A 16,100-nucleotide genomic window follows, 5' to 3' on the forward strand; every position below is an offset into this window, starting at 1 on the left:
GTCAAGCGACCTCCGCAGTAAATGCACCGCTCACGCGATCTACCCCCAGCACCACGCTGGCTACGGTTTCACGGCGTGCCATACGCTCAAGCAACGCCCGTGAGAGCGGCGGGAGCAACTCGCCATCAATCACCGACTCCAGCATGCGTGCCCCATTTTCACTGCGGGTGGCCCGGATGCATATTGCGTCTGCCAGGGTTTCTTCGAGTACCACCTCTGCCTGACGATGGCGGTCACGGATGCGCTTAGCCAACGTGGCTAGCTTGGCATGCACGATGTTACGCAGCGTCTCGCCACCAAGCGGCAAATAAGGGACGACTTCCATACGCGCCAGCAGTGCCGGCTTAAAAAATTGGGCCAATACAGGGTAAAGCGCTGTATCCAGCGCTTTAGCATCGTCACCGTGGGTGACAATCGCTTCATAACCGAGATTAGAAGTCAGGAAAAACAGGACGTTCTTACAATCAATGAGCCGACCTTCTCCATCCGCCAACTCGCCTTTATCGAAGGCCTGGTAGAAAAGGTTAAGCACATCAGGATGCGCTTTTTCGACCTCATCAAGCAGGACCACCGAATAAGGGCGCTGACGTATCGCTTCGGTTAATAGCCCTCCTTCGCCAAACCCAACGTAGCCTGGCGGTGAGCCAATCAATCGGGAAACTGTGTGCTTTTCCTGATATTCCGACATATTGATCGTGGTGAGGAACTGGCGGCCGCCATAGAGCTGGTCGGCAATCTGCACAACAGTTTCTGTCTTACCGACCCCACTTGGCCCAACCAGTAGAAAAGCCCCTGACGGACGTCCAGGGCGACGCAGGTCGGCACGAGCCGTTAATAAGTGACGATGAATCCGCTCAATAGCAGAGTCTTGGCCCTGAATCTGCTCACTAAGATAAGCAGGCAGCTCGGTGAGACGCGTTAACTCATCGCTCGTCATACGCTCAACTGGCACGCCGGTCCAATCACCGATTACTTGGGCGATTTGCGCTTCTTCGACACTGGGATTTACTAGCGCAAATGTTTCTTGAAGCTGGGCCAACTGTTGCTCACGCTCGGCGAGCTCTTGATGTATTCCCTGGGGCAGTTGTTCGCTTGCATCTCCCTTTGCTGCCTCTAGTAATTGACGATGCAGCGCCACAATCGCATCTACGCACTCGCGCTGTGCTTTCCACGCGGCTTCTAAACTTGCCAAATCGCCTTCCAGCTTAGCCAAGCGTTCGGTTAAAGCGTGGTGGAGTTCACCATCTGGTTCACGGCCCAGTAGCCGCTCGCGTTCAACCTGATCACGCTCGCGCAGGGCTGCAATATGCTCGCTTTTTAGATGGCTGAGTTTTCGAGGGGGGGTATCCAGCGCCTGTGCAAGCCTAGCACTAGCGGTATCCAGCACATCAATGGCTTTATCGGGTAACTGACGTCCAGCCAAATAGCGCGCAGAAAGAGCGGCCGCTGCGCGTAGTCCACTTTCACCAATGAGTACTCCGTGGGCACGCTCGTAAACATCCCGTAAGCCACGCAAAATAACCAGCGCCTGCTCAACACTGGGTTCGGTCAGTGCAACGGGCTGAAAACGGCGTGAGAGAGCCGGGTCTTTCTCAAAGTACTTTTTATACTCACGCCAAGTTGTCGCCGCGATAGTACGTAGCTCACCGCGTGCTAGGGCTGGCTTGAGCAAATTAGCGGCATCGCCACCACCTTCCTGATTTCCTGCCCCGATGAGCGTATGCGCTTCATCAATAAACAGCAGCGTCGGCCGCGGCGCACTTTTGACTTCGTCGATTACGGCCTTAAGGCGCTTTTCGAACTCTCCTTTTACCGCCGCCCCCGCTTGCAGTGCTCCTAAATCAAGCGTTAACAGTTCAACATCGGCCAGGGCAGTGGGGACTTGCCCCGCCACGATACGTGCAGCCAAGCCTTCAACCACCGCACTTTTACCCACCCCTGCATCACCAATCACAATTGGGTTGTTTTTGCGACGGCGGCCCAGAATATCAAGCATTTGATCAATTTCTGGGTCGCGCCCCAGCACAGGGTCAAGCGTCCCTTGGCGGGCCTGCTCAGTTAGTGAGGTTGTAAAGCGCTCCAACGCACTATCGCTCCCCCGGCTGGCAGGGGCCTGGTGGGCATTGCTTGTGGTTTCTTCCTGCGGTGCTTCCGCTGAGTCTGCCGTTATACGATTGAGATGACGGCGTACATTTTCCCGGTTGATATCGGCCAGCAGCCGGACAGAGCCTGCGCCCAGATAGCGCTCAGGGTTATGTAATAGTGCGGTAAAAATCGCACCACTGCGGAGGTCCGCGTGCTGATATTCAGTGGAGGCAAGCAGCCAAGCATCTTGCAGTAGTTCAATGAGTAGCGGTGAGAAACTTGGCGTGGCCACTTCCACGTTACGCGGCGGGCGTGTTTCTTCCGCAAGCTGCGCACGCAGGGCTGCAATATCAATATCAACGCTTTCACAGATGCTACGTACATCACACAGTGGCTGATCGAGCATTGCCTGCAGTACATGCCCCACAGTGACCTCAGGTGCCTGCTGCTGTGCGCAGAGCACGGCGGCTTGCTCAAGCCCTTGACGAGCAACTGTATTGAGACGGCCAATAAGCGCCGGTAGCTCTACCCTGAGCATGGTGACTCCTAACGATAAAGTTGGTTAAGAAGTGAAGTAATTTGTTCAGCTTGCTGGTCAAGCGACCATGAAAAGGCTAAATAAACAGCAACCATAGCAACGCTAAATAGGGCGAAAATCCCCCACGTGGGAAACACTGTGGTGCGTCGCTGATGCCCTTGAACAACATTCTCCAGCGGATGTGTCAGCGTTTCTTCGGCAGGTTGCTCAAGACCAGCAAGCTGGTCGCCCAGGGCGCGAACAATTTGCTCGTACTCTTCACGTCCGTGAGACCTGACGCGGTACCGCCCCTCAAACCCAAGACACAGGCACAGGTAGATAAACGCCAGCATATCCCGATAACGTTGCGGCTCCTGTTGGAGTCGAGCGAGAATGGAGAACACTTTTTCGCCCCCCCATGTCTCATTATGAAAGCGGGCCAGCAGGGAATGCTCTGCCCAGGTACTCTGCCGCCCCCATGGCATACCCATCACCGCCTCATCAATGAAGGAGCAGAGCACATAGCGATAGGCTAGTAGCGTGGCTCGGTCGTACCCCTGTTCGGTTAGCTCAATTTCAATTGCGGCTATCTCATCAACTACTTGCCGATAGAGACGCTCTACATTACCTGCGCTATCTAATTGGCGTACGCGCACGACCATGCCAAGCAAGCTACTGGCAGCGTCAACCAGTGGATTGAGGTTATGACCACGCAGACGGAACCAGTAATCCTCATCGGCATCTAGCTGCTCAGCATGGCTATGAATCAGATGATCTAAACCATGCTCATTAATTAGGTCTTCGTGGCGAACCTTATGGTGGGAGGCACGTAGTCGGCTGACGTTTTGCTCATCAGTAACAAGTTGTTGCATGGTTTAACTCCTGATCGCCCAAAACTGCATTTCCAAACCTGGGAACTCACCGGCAACATGAAACGCAAATCCGCTAGCACCATTCAGCATTCCCCAGGCTTCGCTTTGTCGATCCAATTGGAAATAGGTGTAGCCAGCGTGATAAGGCAGCTCACGCGGAGCCACTGGTAGTGGTTCTAGTGGCACGCCTGGAAGCTGTAAGCTGATGAGGTCTCGGATACGCTCCACACTGGCCACTTTGGTTTGCTGAAGAAACAGCTTACGCAGCCGCTCGTTAGGCATGTTGGCTCGTACCGCGAGAATAAATTCTGCCGATTCGATTAAGCTGAGGTCCGACAGTGGCGCGACTAATAAGCCGAAGCGACGTGCCTGTAGCTGAATAGCCACCGCGCGTGGCTCCAGTACCGTAGAGAGCGCTTGGCGCAGCATTTTCATCAATGGCCGGAACGCGACTTCTGGATGGTCGTGGTCATAAGGTGGACATTCAGGCGGTAGCCGCGATTCATCGGTAAAAGTAACCAACTCGCAAGCGATCTCATGCATGGTGTCGTAGAGGCGTTCTGGGTGTAAATGCCCCAAGCGCGCAAGGTGCTGAAAGCGAGGCTGAGCGCGGTTCAGTAGCTGCAGCAGCATGAAATCAGCCACATCAGCAACACCGGCCTGATGAGGAGTAGAGAGCCGCTGGGCAATATTACGCGCGCGCTCGCGCATCAGCCCTGCCATTTCGCCAACAAAGCGCAGCAGCCCAGGAGCGGCCTGAACATTTAGCAGCGTCGGTAAAAACTGCTCATCCAGCACTAAGCTGCCATCAGGGCGGCGTTCGATAATGCGCGCGACGGCCAAGCATGCATAACCACTACGATCATCTCGCTCTAACAGTAGTCGTGGTGACACACGCGCCACATCCAGTTCGGCAGTTGCCCCATCACGGGAGTGCAAATCACGTACGCTGCGGGTTAGCAAACGATAGCGGGCAGGTAGATCGTCTTCAGGCCAACGCACTTCACCTACGCCATCGGTGGCCAGCGGTAAGCCTAAGTAGACAATCTGATTGGTAATGCTGGAATCACTAATCTCAAGCGGCGTCGGCTCAACATCATCAGTCGGCAAATGGAAGGCCACACCATCCGGCATCACGCCGCTTGCGCGGCTAATAGCGATACGCCCAAAACTGAGAAATTCGTTATTTAACTCAAGGGAGAGAAAGCCATAAAGATAATGGCTGACCCCTTTCAGGCGTGTCTCCAACAACCCTTCCAAACTGCGCTGCTGCTGTTGAAAATGCTGAGGCTTAATAAATAAGCCCTCACTCCACACTACACGATTTCGGCTGGCCATTATTCCTCCTTCCTTAGCTCTACTTCCCTGTCACGGAGGTGAACCAGTAAGTGGTAGTGATCTCCACGAGTATTCACCCTGACAACCTTCTTCCACTCGGCGTCATTGGGATTGGCGTAGAAAGCAATTAGCCCGATGTAACGGGTCTCTTCATCCACTTCAAAAGGTTCGTAAAACTTCCACTGCCCCGGTAACAACGTAAAATCGTCATGGGTCAGGTAGTTCGTTCCTAGCGCTGCCTCTAGATCCAGACTTAGCTGATCCAAGTCAGCAGCCATCAACATGGAGTCGTCCTTTAATTGCAGCACCTGAAAGCGCAACGGTGTGCCTTCGCCATCCACATTAGGATTGACGTTGGATTCAGCAATCATGCTTAAGTCAACCAACGTGGGCCGATCTTCGGGATAACCCACCGGAATAGATGGATCTCGCATTACCTGCCACATCTTGCCCGAGGCTTCACGCGTTGAGGCACAGCCTGCTAGCAGCAAAACAATACAAAGTAGCCAGATAAGACGCACCATGCTCTGCGCACTCATGCTTCCTCCCGCTGCTGACGGCGTACCGACTGGTCATAGCCCTGCTCGAAGACTTCCCAAAATAGTTTTTGAAAGCCCTGCTGGCGCCCAGAATTGAGTTCGCGATAGTAGTGCTGATACATCTCCCAAGCCCATCCCCCTTCGTCCTCTATGCGATTGCCTGCACCTCGATACGCGTGAAAACGCTTAAGGAGTGCTTCGGGTGAGAAAGCGTCCAGGATGGCACCGAGCGCTTGACCAATCGCCTCTTCAACAGCGGCTTGGTGCTGCCCTTGATGACGTAAACTTTCGGCTACTGCTTCTGGCGCAGAGAGGTGAACGGGGCTGCGCTGTGCAGAAAACATGGTTTCAGCCGTTTCATCAAAGGTCAGCCCAAGGCGTAATGGGTTGTCCTCAATCGGCTGAAGGCGGCGATCCCGCAGTGGATATTTACTATCGTTCTGCGCTTGCTGTAACAAACGCAGCCCATCGATCGTGGCACGCAGAGTTTTCCCTGCTTCCTCTAAAAAAGCCTGTTGCTCTTCGCTATCACGAAAAGGTAGATCAAGACCCAAGCCTCTCAATAATGGATCGGCCCCTACATGACCAAGCGCCTGTACCGTCGGTTTCTGCCAGCGATCATCTAATTGCTCACCAACCGAGCGCTCCAAGTCGTTTAGTTGCCGCTCATCCATGTCACTGCTCCTCTGCCTTGCTGTGCTGTTTAAGGGGTTAATATCCGGAAATGTTACCGGCTCATCACACTGTTCCTGCTGCTGCCAATCACGTGGAGTGTGATGGTAAAGCGGCATGGTCTCTAAAGGTTCCATTGCCGATGGCTGTGGCTCTTCTTTATCCAGCGCTACCATAGGATCATGCTGCAGCGAGCCAGGTGTCACACCGCCCAATGCTTCTATTGGGTCATCTTGCCTAGCTTGATGGCTTATCGAACTCTCACTACCGATGGGCCACGCATGCTCCTCGGTAGTCATATCTTCATACTCTTCATCAATTAGCGTGGTAATTGAGCGAACACCGGGTTGCCACCCATGCCTGTCACCCAAATGCACCTTTAGCCGGTAATCTCCCACGGTTAGCTCATCACCATCGCGCAGTGCTACCTTACGATTACGCCCGATGGGTAGCGTCGCTCGATTAATAAAGGTATGACCGCTGCAATCCACTAAGCAGAACTTGCCATCAATTTTGATAATTTCGGCATGCTGGGGGCGAATACGCCCCCCATGGTCCTGAAGTAACCAATTATCAAAATCACTACTGCCTAGCGATCCACCCTCACCATGGAAGACGTGACTGCTAGACGAACGTCCTTCAAGTTGTTCACTGTTCACAACAACTAGCGTAATGGCATCGTGTCGATCGGCATGCATGGCTTAGCTCGTCATTTGGATACATACACGGCGGCTTACAGATATGTCGCCACCATCAGAAGAATTAGCAAACGTTGTCCAGCCCAACTGACAAGAGCCGGCATCACCTAAGCGCATAGGCTTTACTTCACTTTCGAGTAACTCCAGCTCAAGGTCGTAAGCGAGTGGTTCACGCAACACAAAATTCACCAACGTCTTTAATGGCTGGTGCTCTTCGCCATCAGGTAAAAAATCACGAAGACGCTCCAGGCTTAACCCCCGCAGGCAAAGCGCAAACTTGCCGCTCACATCGACAACGCGACCACCAGAGACCATGTCTCCCCCTAGCGTCATACCCGAAACTCCGTTGCGGCTACGCTGATCTAGCGGTATGTCTACCCAACGTGGAACCCATTGCCTTATCTCCACTTGAGCGAGATCGAAGCAGTGGCTCACAATGCCGCAAACAACATCAGGTGAACGTGAGCGGCCAGCCAGCAGTCCGGCATAGGCCAGCATCTTGCTCCAGTTAATAGGGGTTTCACCGCGCAGATTGCTGTCGGCAAGACCTACCAAGGCAAACACCGTGGCTGAGAAACCATCCTGGGCATCGTTCTGATAACGCACATAGTGCCGATATTTGCGCCAGCTACGGTGCATAAGCGTCAGCAAGCGGTGATTAAAGAAATCCAAAAAATCACCGGCAGCGCCTTCTTGATGCGCCGACTCATGAGCGAGTGCTTCCAGGTAGTAACTAGGCAAGGGGGACTGGGATCCTTGCAAGCCTAGAAAACTCACCTGCATCTCGTACTGACCACTTTCGTTGGCCTCCAAGGTCAGCACGTCGCTACCTGGAAATCCTAGCGAAGCCGATGATTTATAGCGCACTCGCTGAAACGCAGGCACGCTACCGCCATGCCGTTGCTCTAAATCGTCACCATGTTGACGGTGCAGCAGCTCTACTAGCTGAAAAAACTCGTAACGCCGCGCCCTATTAAACAGAGGCGCTCGCGTTACATCAGGGGCTGTTGCCCCGCTTGTAAGCTCCATGCGTAGCGCTCTTGGTTGTGGCGATTGATAACCTGCAACTCATGAAAAGAGTTGATACTGGCGTATAAGGACAAAAACCGTGCAAGCACACTGCCAAAAAGATACAGGCTGCCTTCATCACCAAAGGCCTCCTGGTCAAGTGTCACCACAGAGAGCAAGCCTCGTACGGGCACACCTCTGCGTAACCGATCTACAGGCTGTGTATCGATACCAACAATCCCGGCTAATCGCTTATGGGCCACGCGCTCTGCCTGACGATCCACCAGAGCACGAAAATCGTACGCTTTAAGCACTGCACAGAGCGCATCACGATCCAGGAGAGAGAGGTAGTTCAACGATAAATTGGAAATCAGCACCCACAGCAAACCATCGTCGATAGCCGGGCGCAGCACTGGCGTTGGACGAGTGATATTGTGGAACTCTGCGAAGGTAGGAGCCCCCTCAGTCTCTACACATACATCACCAATCGTGAGCTGTTCGGGTAGCGCTCGATTGCTGCAGGTTAACCCCAGAGAAATCGTTTCGCGCCTCCCAACACATTGCTGCTCATCACTGCGGATAAAGGCAATATCGTGATCAAATCCGTCGCCACGCAGGCTGTTGCATACCCGAACACGATAGTGCAGTGCTTCACGACCTCTATCGCGCTCAATTTGATGCTGAAAACTCTCAAAGGGAACATATCGCCGAGGCGGTGACTGCAGGCTGTTCTGCTCACCTTCTAAACAACCCAACACCTCATCCACACTGAAAACTTCATAATGAGATGGCGCTTTACTGCTGGGCCGAATACGGTAATCGCTACGCTCACCGGTTAGATCAATCGGTTCAGCATCATATTCAAAGAGATTAATGGCTGGCGTACAGTAGAGCGCTAAGTGCTCATCTTGGACGCGAGCATCAGTCGGTAAAGGACGAGAAAAAATAAAGCGTAGCGTCACCTTATCCGCCGTCGTAGAAGGTAACGCCTGCTTCATTCCCTGCACGTCAAAAAAGTGGAAGGCCTCAGGAAAACAGAGATACTCCTGCAATATACGGTAACCCTGATGGACGTTGCGCGGATAAGGCAGTAGCGCTTGATCACCCTCAAATCCAACCGCTTGCAGCGCATTAACCGGAAGCGTACGCCGTTGCCCATCCACCTCGACCTCTAATCGAGCCAAGTAGTGACTCATCCAAAGATAAAGTGTTCGAGCGGTATAACCATCTCCTCCCAAGTGAAGCCGCAGAGCATCAATCCCAAGTGTATTCATGGGCTGATCGCTATGAACATCCAAAGCCAGCTCTACAATGGAAGCTTCTCTGGTATGGCGCGCATTAACACCACCATGAACTAATGGGTACAGCGTTACATCGTGGCAGGTACGAAATAAACAGGCCGTATTTTCAATCGGCCTACTGGCTAGTTCGGTACCACGCTTCACTTGCTGCTGCTGACTGAGCGCGTGCAGTTTCGGTGTAAACTTAATCACCGTCATACTAGGCACCGGCCGCAAATAGTTGGGCCACAGCATGCTAATGAGCGAATGGGTAAGTTCAGGAAACTCATCCTCAACTTTTTCGCGCATGCGGCCCGTCAAAAAAGCAAACCCCTCTAATAGCCGCTCCACGTCTGGGTCGGTGCTACGCTCAGACAAAAAGCGGCTAAGGCCCGGATTTGCTTCTGCAAACTCTCGGCCCTGGATTTTTAAAAAGTTGAGTTCGTCACGATAGTAGCGGTTAAGCATGCGTGCCCCTCGTGCCTATCAGTTAAGGCACTGATAGCGCTTGTTGTTGAGCAACAGGTCAATCGTGGTATGGGTACTATCTTTTCCCAGCGCCACTGTGGCATGCACTTGAAAACGTAGCTGAAGCGGATCACCTGAATTCGGCAGTGACTCTACATCAACACGCTGAACCCGAGGCTCATAGCGCTCAATACAGTGCCGTATGGCCTGCTTTATATTGAGTTCCAAATCGAGCACACCAATAGTGGCATCATTGAAATCAAGCAGGCCTAGCTCCGGCACACAGGCACTATTCCCAGGGTGGCTGTTAAGTAAATCCACAAGGTGGCGCTTGATCGACTCTACTACCTCATCTCGTTGGTTCTCTTCGCTATAACTATCCAACTGATGAGATGCTGAGAGACGCTCAAATAGCCGGCTACCTAGCCGACCATCGCTATCGATTGCCATAGTGCTTCCGTTTCCTTATTCCTTGTCGAGACGACCGACTAAGGAGAGCTCGAAGTTCGCACCCATATATTTGAAGTGCGGACGAACAGCCATGGAAACTTGATACCAACCCGGATCGCCTTCAACGTCAGAGACCTGAATGGAAGCTGCACGCAATGGACGACGGCTACGAACATCAGCTGGGGGATTTTCCTGATCTGCAACGTATTGACGAATCCATGCGTTAAGCTCACGCTCCAGATCTTGGCGCTCTTTCCATGAGCCAATTTGTTCACGTTGGAGCACTTTTACGTAGTGCGCCAGGCGATTGATAATGAACATATAGGGAAGCTGCGTCCCTAACTTAAAGTTGGTTTCTGCCACCCGGCCTTCCGCAGTATTTGGATACACTTTGGGCTTTTGAACTGAGTTGGCTGAAAAGAAAGCGGCATTGTCACTGCCTTTGCGCATAGTCAGGCAGATAAAACCCTCTTCTGCCATTTCAAACTCACGGCGATCCGTAATCAGTACCTCTGTCGGGATCTTAGCCTGCAACTGACCGAAGGCTTCATAGGTATGAACAGGCAGGTTCTCAACTGCCCCGCCGCTTTGCGGGCCAATAATATTCGGGCACCAGCGATATTTTGCAAAGCTGTCGGCCAGACGCTCAGCCAATAAATAAGCAGTATTTCCCCACAGGTAGTGCTCATGATTATCGCTAACGTTTTCCCGATAGCTGAAGGTCTTAACCGGGTTATCAACAGGGTCATACGGGGTGCGTAGCAAGAAACGTGGCGCTGTTAAACCGAGATAGCGGGCATCTTCAGACTCCCGCAAATTGCGCCAGCGGGCATATTTGGGACCTTCAAAAATCGATTTGACGTCCTTAATATTGGGCAGCTCTTCGAAGCTATCAATACCAAAGAAAGAGGGCGCCACAGATGAAAGAAAGGGCGCGTGGGCCATTGCCCCAACAGCAGAAGCATGCTGCAAAAGCTTCATATCAGTTGCAGACGGCGAAAAATCATAGTGGCCAATGATGCCGGCTACAGGCTCACCTCCAAACTGACCATAACCAGCGTTATAAACGTGGTGATACAAGCCACTTTGGCTAATTTCAGGTGCAAATTCAAAATCTTCCAGCAGCTCCTGCTTAGTCGCATGAAGCACATCAAGCTTTATGTTTTCCCGGAAGTTAGTGCGATCAACCAAAAGCTTCAAGCCACGCCAAGCAGATTCCATCTGCTGAAAACTGCTGTCATGCAAAATCTCATCAACCTGATGACTTATTTTGCGATCAAGCTCTACTATCATACTGTCTACAAGCGACTTATTGACCGTAGGCGCAGCATCGTTACTGCTTAACAGCTCTGAGATAAAGGCTGCCACTCCCTGCTTGGCAACATCGTACCCCTCATCAGCAGGCACCATACGAGTCTGGGCCATCACCTGATCAAGAAGCGATACCTCTGTTTCAGCTTCTGTTACCACTGCCTTCTGCTTTGCCGTTTTGCTCATCATTCTGCCTCGAAATCGTTGTATCGTTTAGAAAATGCACTCGCCTCAGCGGGTGTTAATCGTTTTCACGATTCGTATCAAGCAACTCCAGCTCACTTAAAAGCTGCTGGCGTGCTTCATCATTTTCGAGCAGTTTTTGTAAACGATCGCGAAATGCGGGGACATTCCCCAGCGGCCCTTTCAAAGCCACAAGAGCCTCACGGAGTTCTACCAGCTTACGCAACTCAGGCACTTGCTTCGCAACGGCATCAGGCGAGAAATCTTCCAACGACTTGAAGGATAAATTTACCGCTATATCGTTAGAGTCTTCGCTGTCATCAAGACGATTAGGCACTGCAGACTGCAAGGAAAGGTTTGCTTCACGCATTACAGACTGAAAGTTATTTTTATTAACCGAGACAGCTTGACGCTCCTCAATAGCCCCTTCCTCTTCTCCACCTTTAAAGTCTCCAACGACCAAAAGCTTGAGAGGCAGCTCTGTATCAGTCTGCCGCTTCCCAGCAGCCGGCACATACTTAATATTGATGCGCTCTTTTGGCGCGACAGTTCCTTGTTTAGCCATGGTGGTATGCCCTAAAAGAGAAGTGACCAAATGTAACCGCGAACGGTTTTCACCCACGGGACATTAACTAATTCAGCCAAATCTTTCCAATAGCGCTCCCTCCCTCCTAGTCTATGTGAAATAAACACAACTACAGACTAGTGGACAAGCATCGACATTTTTTTGGATATTTAATGATTTTAGCAGCAAGAATACCGACGAAATAAAGCCTAACTATAAATTGTAAGATATTTCTTACAAGCCTATCGGCAATCTCTTAACAAAAAAGGGGCAAATCACTTACAACGCTGATGAAAAAAATCTTTAAATAACTGCCTACATCAAGAGCCTCACACATTTAAAACGACATCTCAAATAACTCAAAAAAACATAAGATTACAAAAACAATCAACCTAATAACACTAATGGATAATATATGCTTATTAGCTTTCCCCATTAAGCAATAACTTGCCTCTCAGGCAATCGCTTGCCTGAAGCCAAGCGACAAACTGCCTAATTAAACATAGCAAACAAGAGAAGATAATCATAACTATTTGTTTAAAAAGAAAATATTAAAAATGGCATTTTTTTTGCTGCTATTAAAATGTCCCCAGGACAAATTTTCTTAATCTCAGTCAAGGAGCAGACCTATGCCAACTCCATGTTATATCAGCATCGAAGGCCAAACTCAGGGCAACATCACTGCAGGTGCATTTACCCCCGACTCCGTAGGTAACATCTACGTAGAGGGCCATGAAGACCAGATGCTGGTTCAAGAGTTTAAGCACGTAGTGACCGTACCTACTGACCCGCAGTCAGGCCAGCCTTCCGGCCAGCGTGCACACAAACCATTTATCTTTACTGTGGCACTGAACAAAGCCGTACCGCTGATGTACAACGCACTGGCTTCTGGTGAAATGCTACCCAACGTTGAGCTGAAGTGGTACCGCACGTCTGTGGAAGGCAAGCAAGAGCACTTCTTCACCACGACACTGACCGACGCCACTATCGTGGACATTAACCTGCGTATGCCCCATGCACAGGACCTGAGCAAGTCCGAATTTACTCAGCTGATGGACGTTTCATTGGCATACCGTAAGATTGACTGGGAACACACAGTTGCAGGCACCTCTGGCTCTGACGACTGGCGTGCGCCAATTGAAGGCTAATCAGCCTTCATATACGAAGAAGGCCCTCCCGTATGGGAGGGCCTTCTTTTTGCAAGCTGAGTAATATGGCTTAATTAAGCAAACCGCCCTAGCCCAACCGCTGAACGTAGACGATCCATTGTCACTGCTGCTTCTTCTCGGGCACGCTCAGCGCCTTTCTGCAGTACGGCTTCAATGTGAGCGGGATCTTCCATTAACGCGTTGTAGCGCTCACGTGGCGCACTCAACTGAGCATTGAGGTAATCAAATACTTGGTTCTTGGCATCGCCCCACCCAATCCCCGCAGCATACTGCTCGCGCATAGCAGTTACTTCTTCATTACTAGCAAACGCAGAGAATATCTGGAATAACGTACAGCTATCAGGATCTTTCGGCTCGCCAGGTTCTAGCGAATTGGTCTTGATTTTGCGCACCAGCTTTTGCAGTTTTTTCTCGCTTGAGAACAACGGGATTGTATTGTTATAGCTCTTGGACATTTTGCGTCCATCGAGCCCTTTCAACACTTCCACTTTTTCGTCTACCACGGCTTCTGGTTGTACAAAATATTGGCCTTTAAACATATGGTTGAAACGCCCAGCAATATCACGAGCCATTTCAATATGCTGGATCTGGTCGCGCCCCACCGGCACTTTATTGGCATTAAACATCAAGATATCGGCAGCCATTAACACAGGGTAACCAAACAGCCCCATGGTAACGCCTTTATCTGGATCTTGATCGCCAGCCTCTTCATTCTCCGCAACGGCTGCCTTATAGGCATGAGCCCGGTTCATTAGCCCCTTGGCACATACACAAGAGAGCATCCACATCAGCTCGGGGATTTCTAAAATATCCGATTGCCGATAAAAAATAGCATTATCCGTATCTAGCCCTAACGCAAGCCAAGTCGCCGCAATTTCCAGACGTGATGCTTGAACACGCGCAGGGTCCTGGCATTTGATTAACGCGTGGAAGTCAGCAAGAAAGTAGAACGACTGAACATTCGGATCCTGACTGGCCTCGATAGCAGGTCTAATCGCACCCACATAATTACCCAGATGCGGCGTTCCAGTTGTGGTAATCCCAGTCAGCACGCGTTTTTTTACATCTCTCATTTTCTTAGGCTCTTGAATAAATAACATTATGATAACGTGCGCCACGCTGCGTAGCGAATAGCTTCACTGCCACTCAGCAAGATGCCAACCAACAGTGCCACCACTCCCGCCGGATGCATTGCCTCCAGCGCCACCAAATGCTCCCATCAGCAACTCGTCATAGACAATACTGCCCTTACCACTCACCTGTATAGAGCGCCCCCTGATACTGCCAAAGAAGTCGTCCTCCAAGTTCACCGACACGTTGGCGTAAGGTGCATACACATTAGCAATAACACGGGTGCTGGAGTTGAAATTTACCCCTATATCCGTGCCACTGTAGCTCGAGAAAAGCGAGAAAGTGGGCTTACCCTGTTGGTTGAGCGATTTTGATTCAGACATATTTAGCACATTACCAACGTCAATTCGTCCAGCAACAAAAACGGTCAAACTACTGTCATTGTCGATGGTCAGCCCTGAGCCACCGCCCATCGCAAAGTCGCCATCCACCACGATGACCACATCCCCACCGCTAACTCTCAACGATGGGGAACCTATCAACCTGAGATGGCCAACACGGTATATGGCAACTGGTTCGCTAAACAGAGTATTCGCTTGCGGTGCGGCATGGCTGACCCAGCGATTGACGTCTCCGGCTGAGTCGTAACGCGCTATTGCCTGTGGAGTGAAGTGCCACTCTATATCGGGGTATGTCGCTACCGAAATATCGCCTTGAGAGGTAAGCTCTCGTTGATAACGCTGGATCTCATCACTCAGGCTATTGCCTGCAAAATCAGCAGTGTCGCAGGGCTGCGCCTCTATACCATTGAGTACAATATTGCTGCGAGAGGAGAAATTGGCACGGTACGCTTGGTCGATATGATCAGAAGCTGGATTGCGAATAGTTCTAATATCCCTAGCCGCATAGATACCTTTACCAATACTCGCCGACCTATCCAGGTGCACATCCTGCATGGCACTGACCACACTATCTACCCGCACACCGTTACCAAAAACAATATCCTCCAAGCTTAAAGCATTCCCTTTTACTCGCCCGCCCTCAGCATTCAAGTAGATGGACCGATTAGCAAGAATAGTACCGAACACCTGGAAGGAGCCGTTTAACTCCACTGAACCCAACGCTTCGATACCTCCATGGATCTGTTCGTTTCCTCCCAGCACCATGCTGGCACCCTCTGACATAGTGCGAACCAACGGGATATCCTGTTCCGCAAAACGCCCCGGCTGCCCACTCCACTCGCCCTGAGTAGAACGGTAGCTACTGATTGTAGAGCCGCCCTTAGTCTGCACTCCTGAGCAACCCACTAAAGCAGAATTAAAAAGGGCGGAGCGAAGCACCCGACTGTCTCGACTAAACACCAGTCGCGACTGACCTTGCGCACCCAATCGCAAGCCTTGGTCGACGGCCGCAACAGCGACCCTATTATCGTCTAATCGCTCGAACATCATCTCAACACTGTCAATCAATTGGGCGCGTACAGCCGTTTGCTCCTCTGCATTCAACTCATCATAATTTGGAGGCAGCAGTTTAGAAAAGAACTGATCGAGCGCCCCCTCTCGCAGCAAAGCTTCCACTTCAGTACCACGCAACGTGCGCGACTCCCCCACGGCTAGTGCATCTTCTCCATCTAACAGTGTGCTTAGGTAACGATCACGCTCTGTAGCATTGTCACTGGCCAGCAATGCAGCAAGTGTGCTTTCAGCCGTCATCTGTGCCTGCACCGATACCCGAAAATTGCCTGCCAAACGCTCATCCACCAGTGATGATTGCAACGCTGCCATGCCGATCATTGCTGAACCGGACAGCAGCACCATCACAATAAAGAGGATAATTCCCCTTTCACTCTTCACCCTGTGTGCCTTCTAATCACG

At 51.3% G+C, this 16,100-nt stretch carries 13 protein-coding genes; 1 reads left to right on the plus strand and 12 read right to left on the minus strand.

Going from position 1 to position 16,100, the window contains the following annotated elements; all coding sequences use genetic code 11:
• Position 1: 1 nt before the first annotated feature.
• The 10 genes from tssH to tssB are packed head-to-tail and all read right to left on the minus strand — an operon-like array spanning position 2 to position 11,986.
• Entirely contained in the window at positions 2-2,623 is a 2,622-nt protein-coding gene (gene tssH, locus CPA45_RS16785; protein ID WP_096653485.1) for a type VI secretion system ATPase TssH, read from the minus strand.
• A gap of 8 nt (positions 2,624-2,631) precedes the next feature.
• Complete coding sequence (gene icmH / locus CPA45_RS16790; protein WP_096653487.1) at positions 2,632-3,474, minus strand: type IVB secretion system protein IcmH/DotU; 843 nt, start codon at positions 3,472-3,474, stop codon at positions 2,632-2,634.
• 3 nt (positions 3,475-3,477) lie between these two features.
• Complete coding sequence (gene tssK / locus CPA45_RS16795) at positions 3,478-4,812, minus strand: type VI secretion system baseplate subunit TssK (protein WP_096653489.1); 1,335 nt, start codon at positions 4,810-4,812, stop codon at positions 3,478-3,480.
• Positions 4,812-5,351, minus strand: coding sequence for a type VI secretion system lipoprotein TssJ (gene tssJ, locus CPA45_RS16800; protein WP_096653491.1), 540 nt, complete (start codon positions 5,349-5,351; stop codon positions 4,812-4,814). The genes tssK and tssJ overlap by 1 nt, the downstream gene beginning before the upstream one ends.
• Positions 5,348-6,721 carry a type VI secretion system-associated FHA domain protein TagH gene (tagH, locus tag CPA45_RS16805; RefSeq protein ID WP_096653493.1) on the minus strand — a complete coding sequence of 458 codons (1,374 nt, stop codon included), beginning with the start codon at positions 6,719-6,721 and terminating at the stop codon, positions 5,348-5,350. Before tagH ends, tssJ begins: the two co-directional genes overlap by 4 nt.
• 3 nt (positions 6,722-6,724) lie before the next feature.
• Complete coding sequence (gene tssG, locus CPA45_RS16810; protein WP_096653494.1) at positions 6,725-7,750, minus strand: type VI secretion system baseplate subunit TssG; 1,026 nt, start codon at positions 7,748-7,750, stop codon at positions 6,725-6,727.
• The gene (gene tssF, locus CPA45_RS16815; protein WP_096653495.1) at positions 7,714-9,477 is read right to left on the minus strand and encodes a type VI secretion system baseplate subunit TssF; all 1,764 of its coding nucleotides are present in this window, start codon (positions 9,475-9,477) and stop codon (positions 7,714-7,716) included. The genes tssG and tssF overlap by 37 nt, the downstream gene beginning before the upstream one ends.
• An 18-nt stretch (positions 9,478-9,495) precedes the next feature.
• Entirely contained in the window at positions 9,496-9,927 is a 432-nt protein-coding gene (tssE, locus tag CPA45_RS16820) for a type VI secretion system baseplate subunit TssE (protein WP_096653496.1), read from the minus strand.
• Positions 9,928-9,942: 15 nt separating this feature from the next.
• Positions 9,943-11,424 carry a type VI secretion system contractile sheath large subunit gene (gene tssC, locus CPA45_RS16825; RefSeq protein WP_078088817.1) on the minus strand — a complete coding sequence of 494 codons (1,482 nt, stop codon included), beginning with the start codon at positions 11,422-11,424 and terminating at the stop codon, positions 9,943-9,945.
• Between the two features lie 55 nt (positions 11,425-11,479).
• Positions 11,480-11,986 (minus strand): type VI secretion system contractile sheath small subunit, encoded by a 507-nt coding sequence (gene tssB, locus CPA45_RS16830; RefSeq protein WP_078088818.1) that lies wholly within the window; start codon positions 11,984-11,986, stop codon positions 11,480-11,482.
• Positions 11,987-12,615: 629 nt separating this feature from the next.
• Here tssB and CPA45_RS16835 point away from each other — a divergent pair.
• Entirely contained in the window at positions 12,616-13,134 is a 519-nt protein-coding gene (locus tag CPA45_RS16835; protein ID WP_078088819.1) for an Hcp family type VI secretion system effector, read from the plus strand.
• A gap of 74 nt (positions 13,135-13,208) precedes the next feature.
• On the opposite strand, the gene CPA45_RS16840 is transcribed toward CPA45_RS16835, so the two are convergent.
• Both CPA45_RS16840 and CPA45_RS16845 read right to left on the minus strand, forming a co-directional pair.
• Positions 13,209-14,228, minus strand: a complete 1,020-nt coding sequence (locus tag CPA45_RS16840) for a tryptophan--tRNA ligase (protein WP_096653497.1) — start codon at positions 14,226-14,228, stop codon at positions 13,209-13,211.
• A gap of 63 nt (positions 14,229-14,291) precedes the next feature.
• Entirely contained in the window at positions 14,292-16,079 is a 1,788-nt protein-coding gene (locus tag CPA45_RS16845) for a DUF7305 domain-containing protein (protein WP_133066794.1), read from the minus strand.
• Between the last annotated feature and the right edge of the window lie 21 nt (positions 16,080-16,100).

Source organism: Vreelandella nigrificans (genome assembly GCF_002374315.1).
Classification (GTDB): Bacteria; Pseudomonadota; Gammaproteobacteria; order Pseudomonadales; family Halomonadaceae; genus Vreelandella; species Vreelandella nigrificans.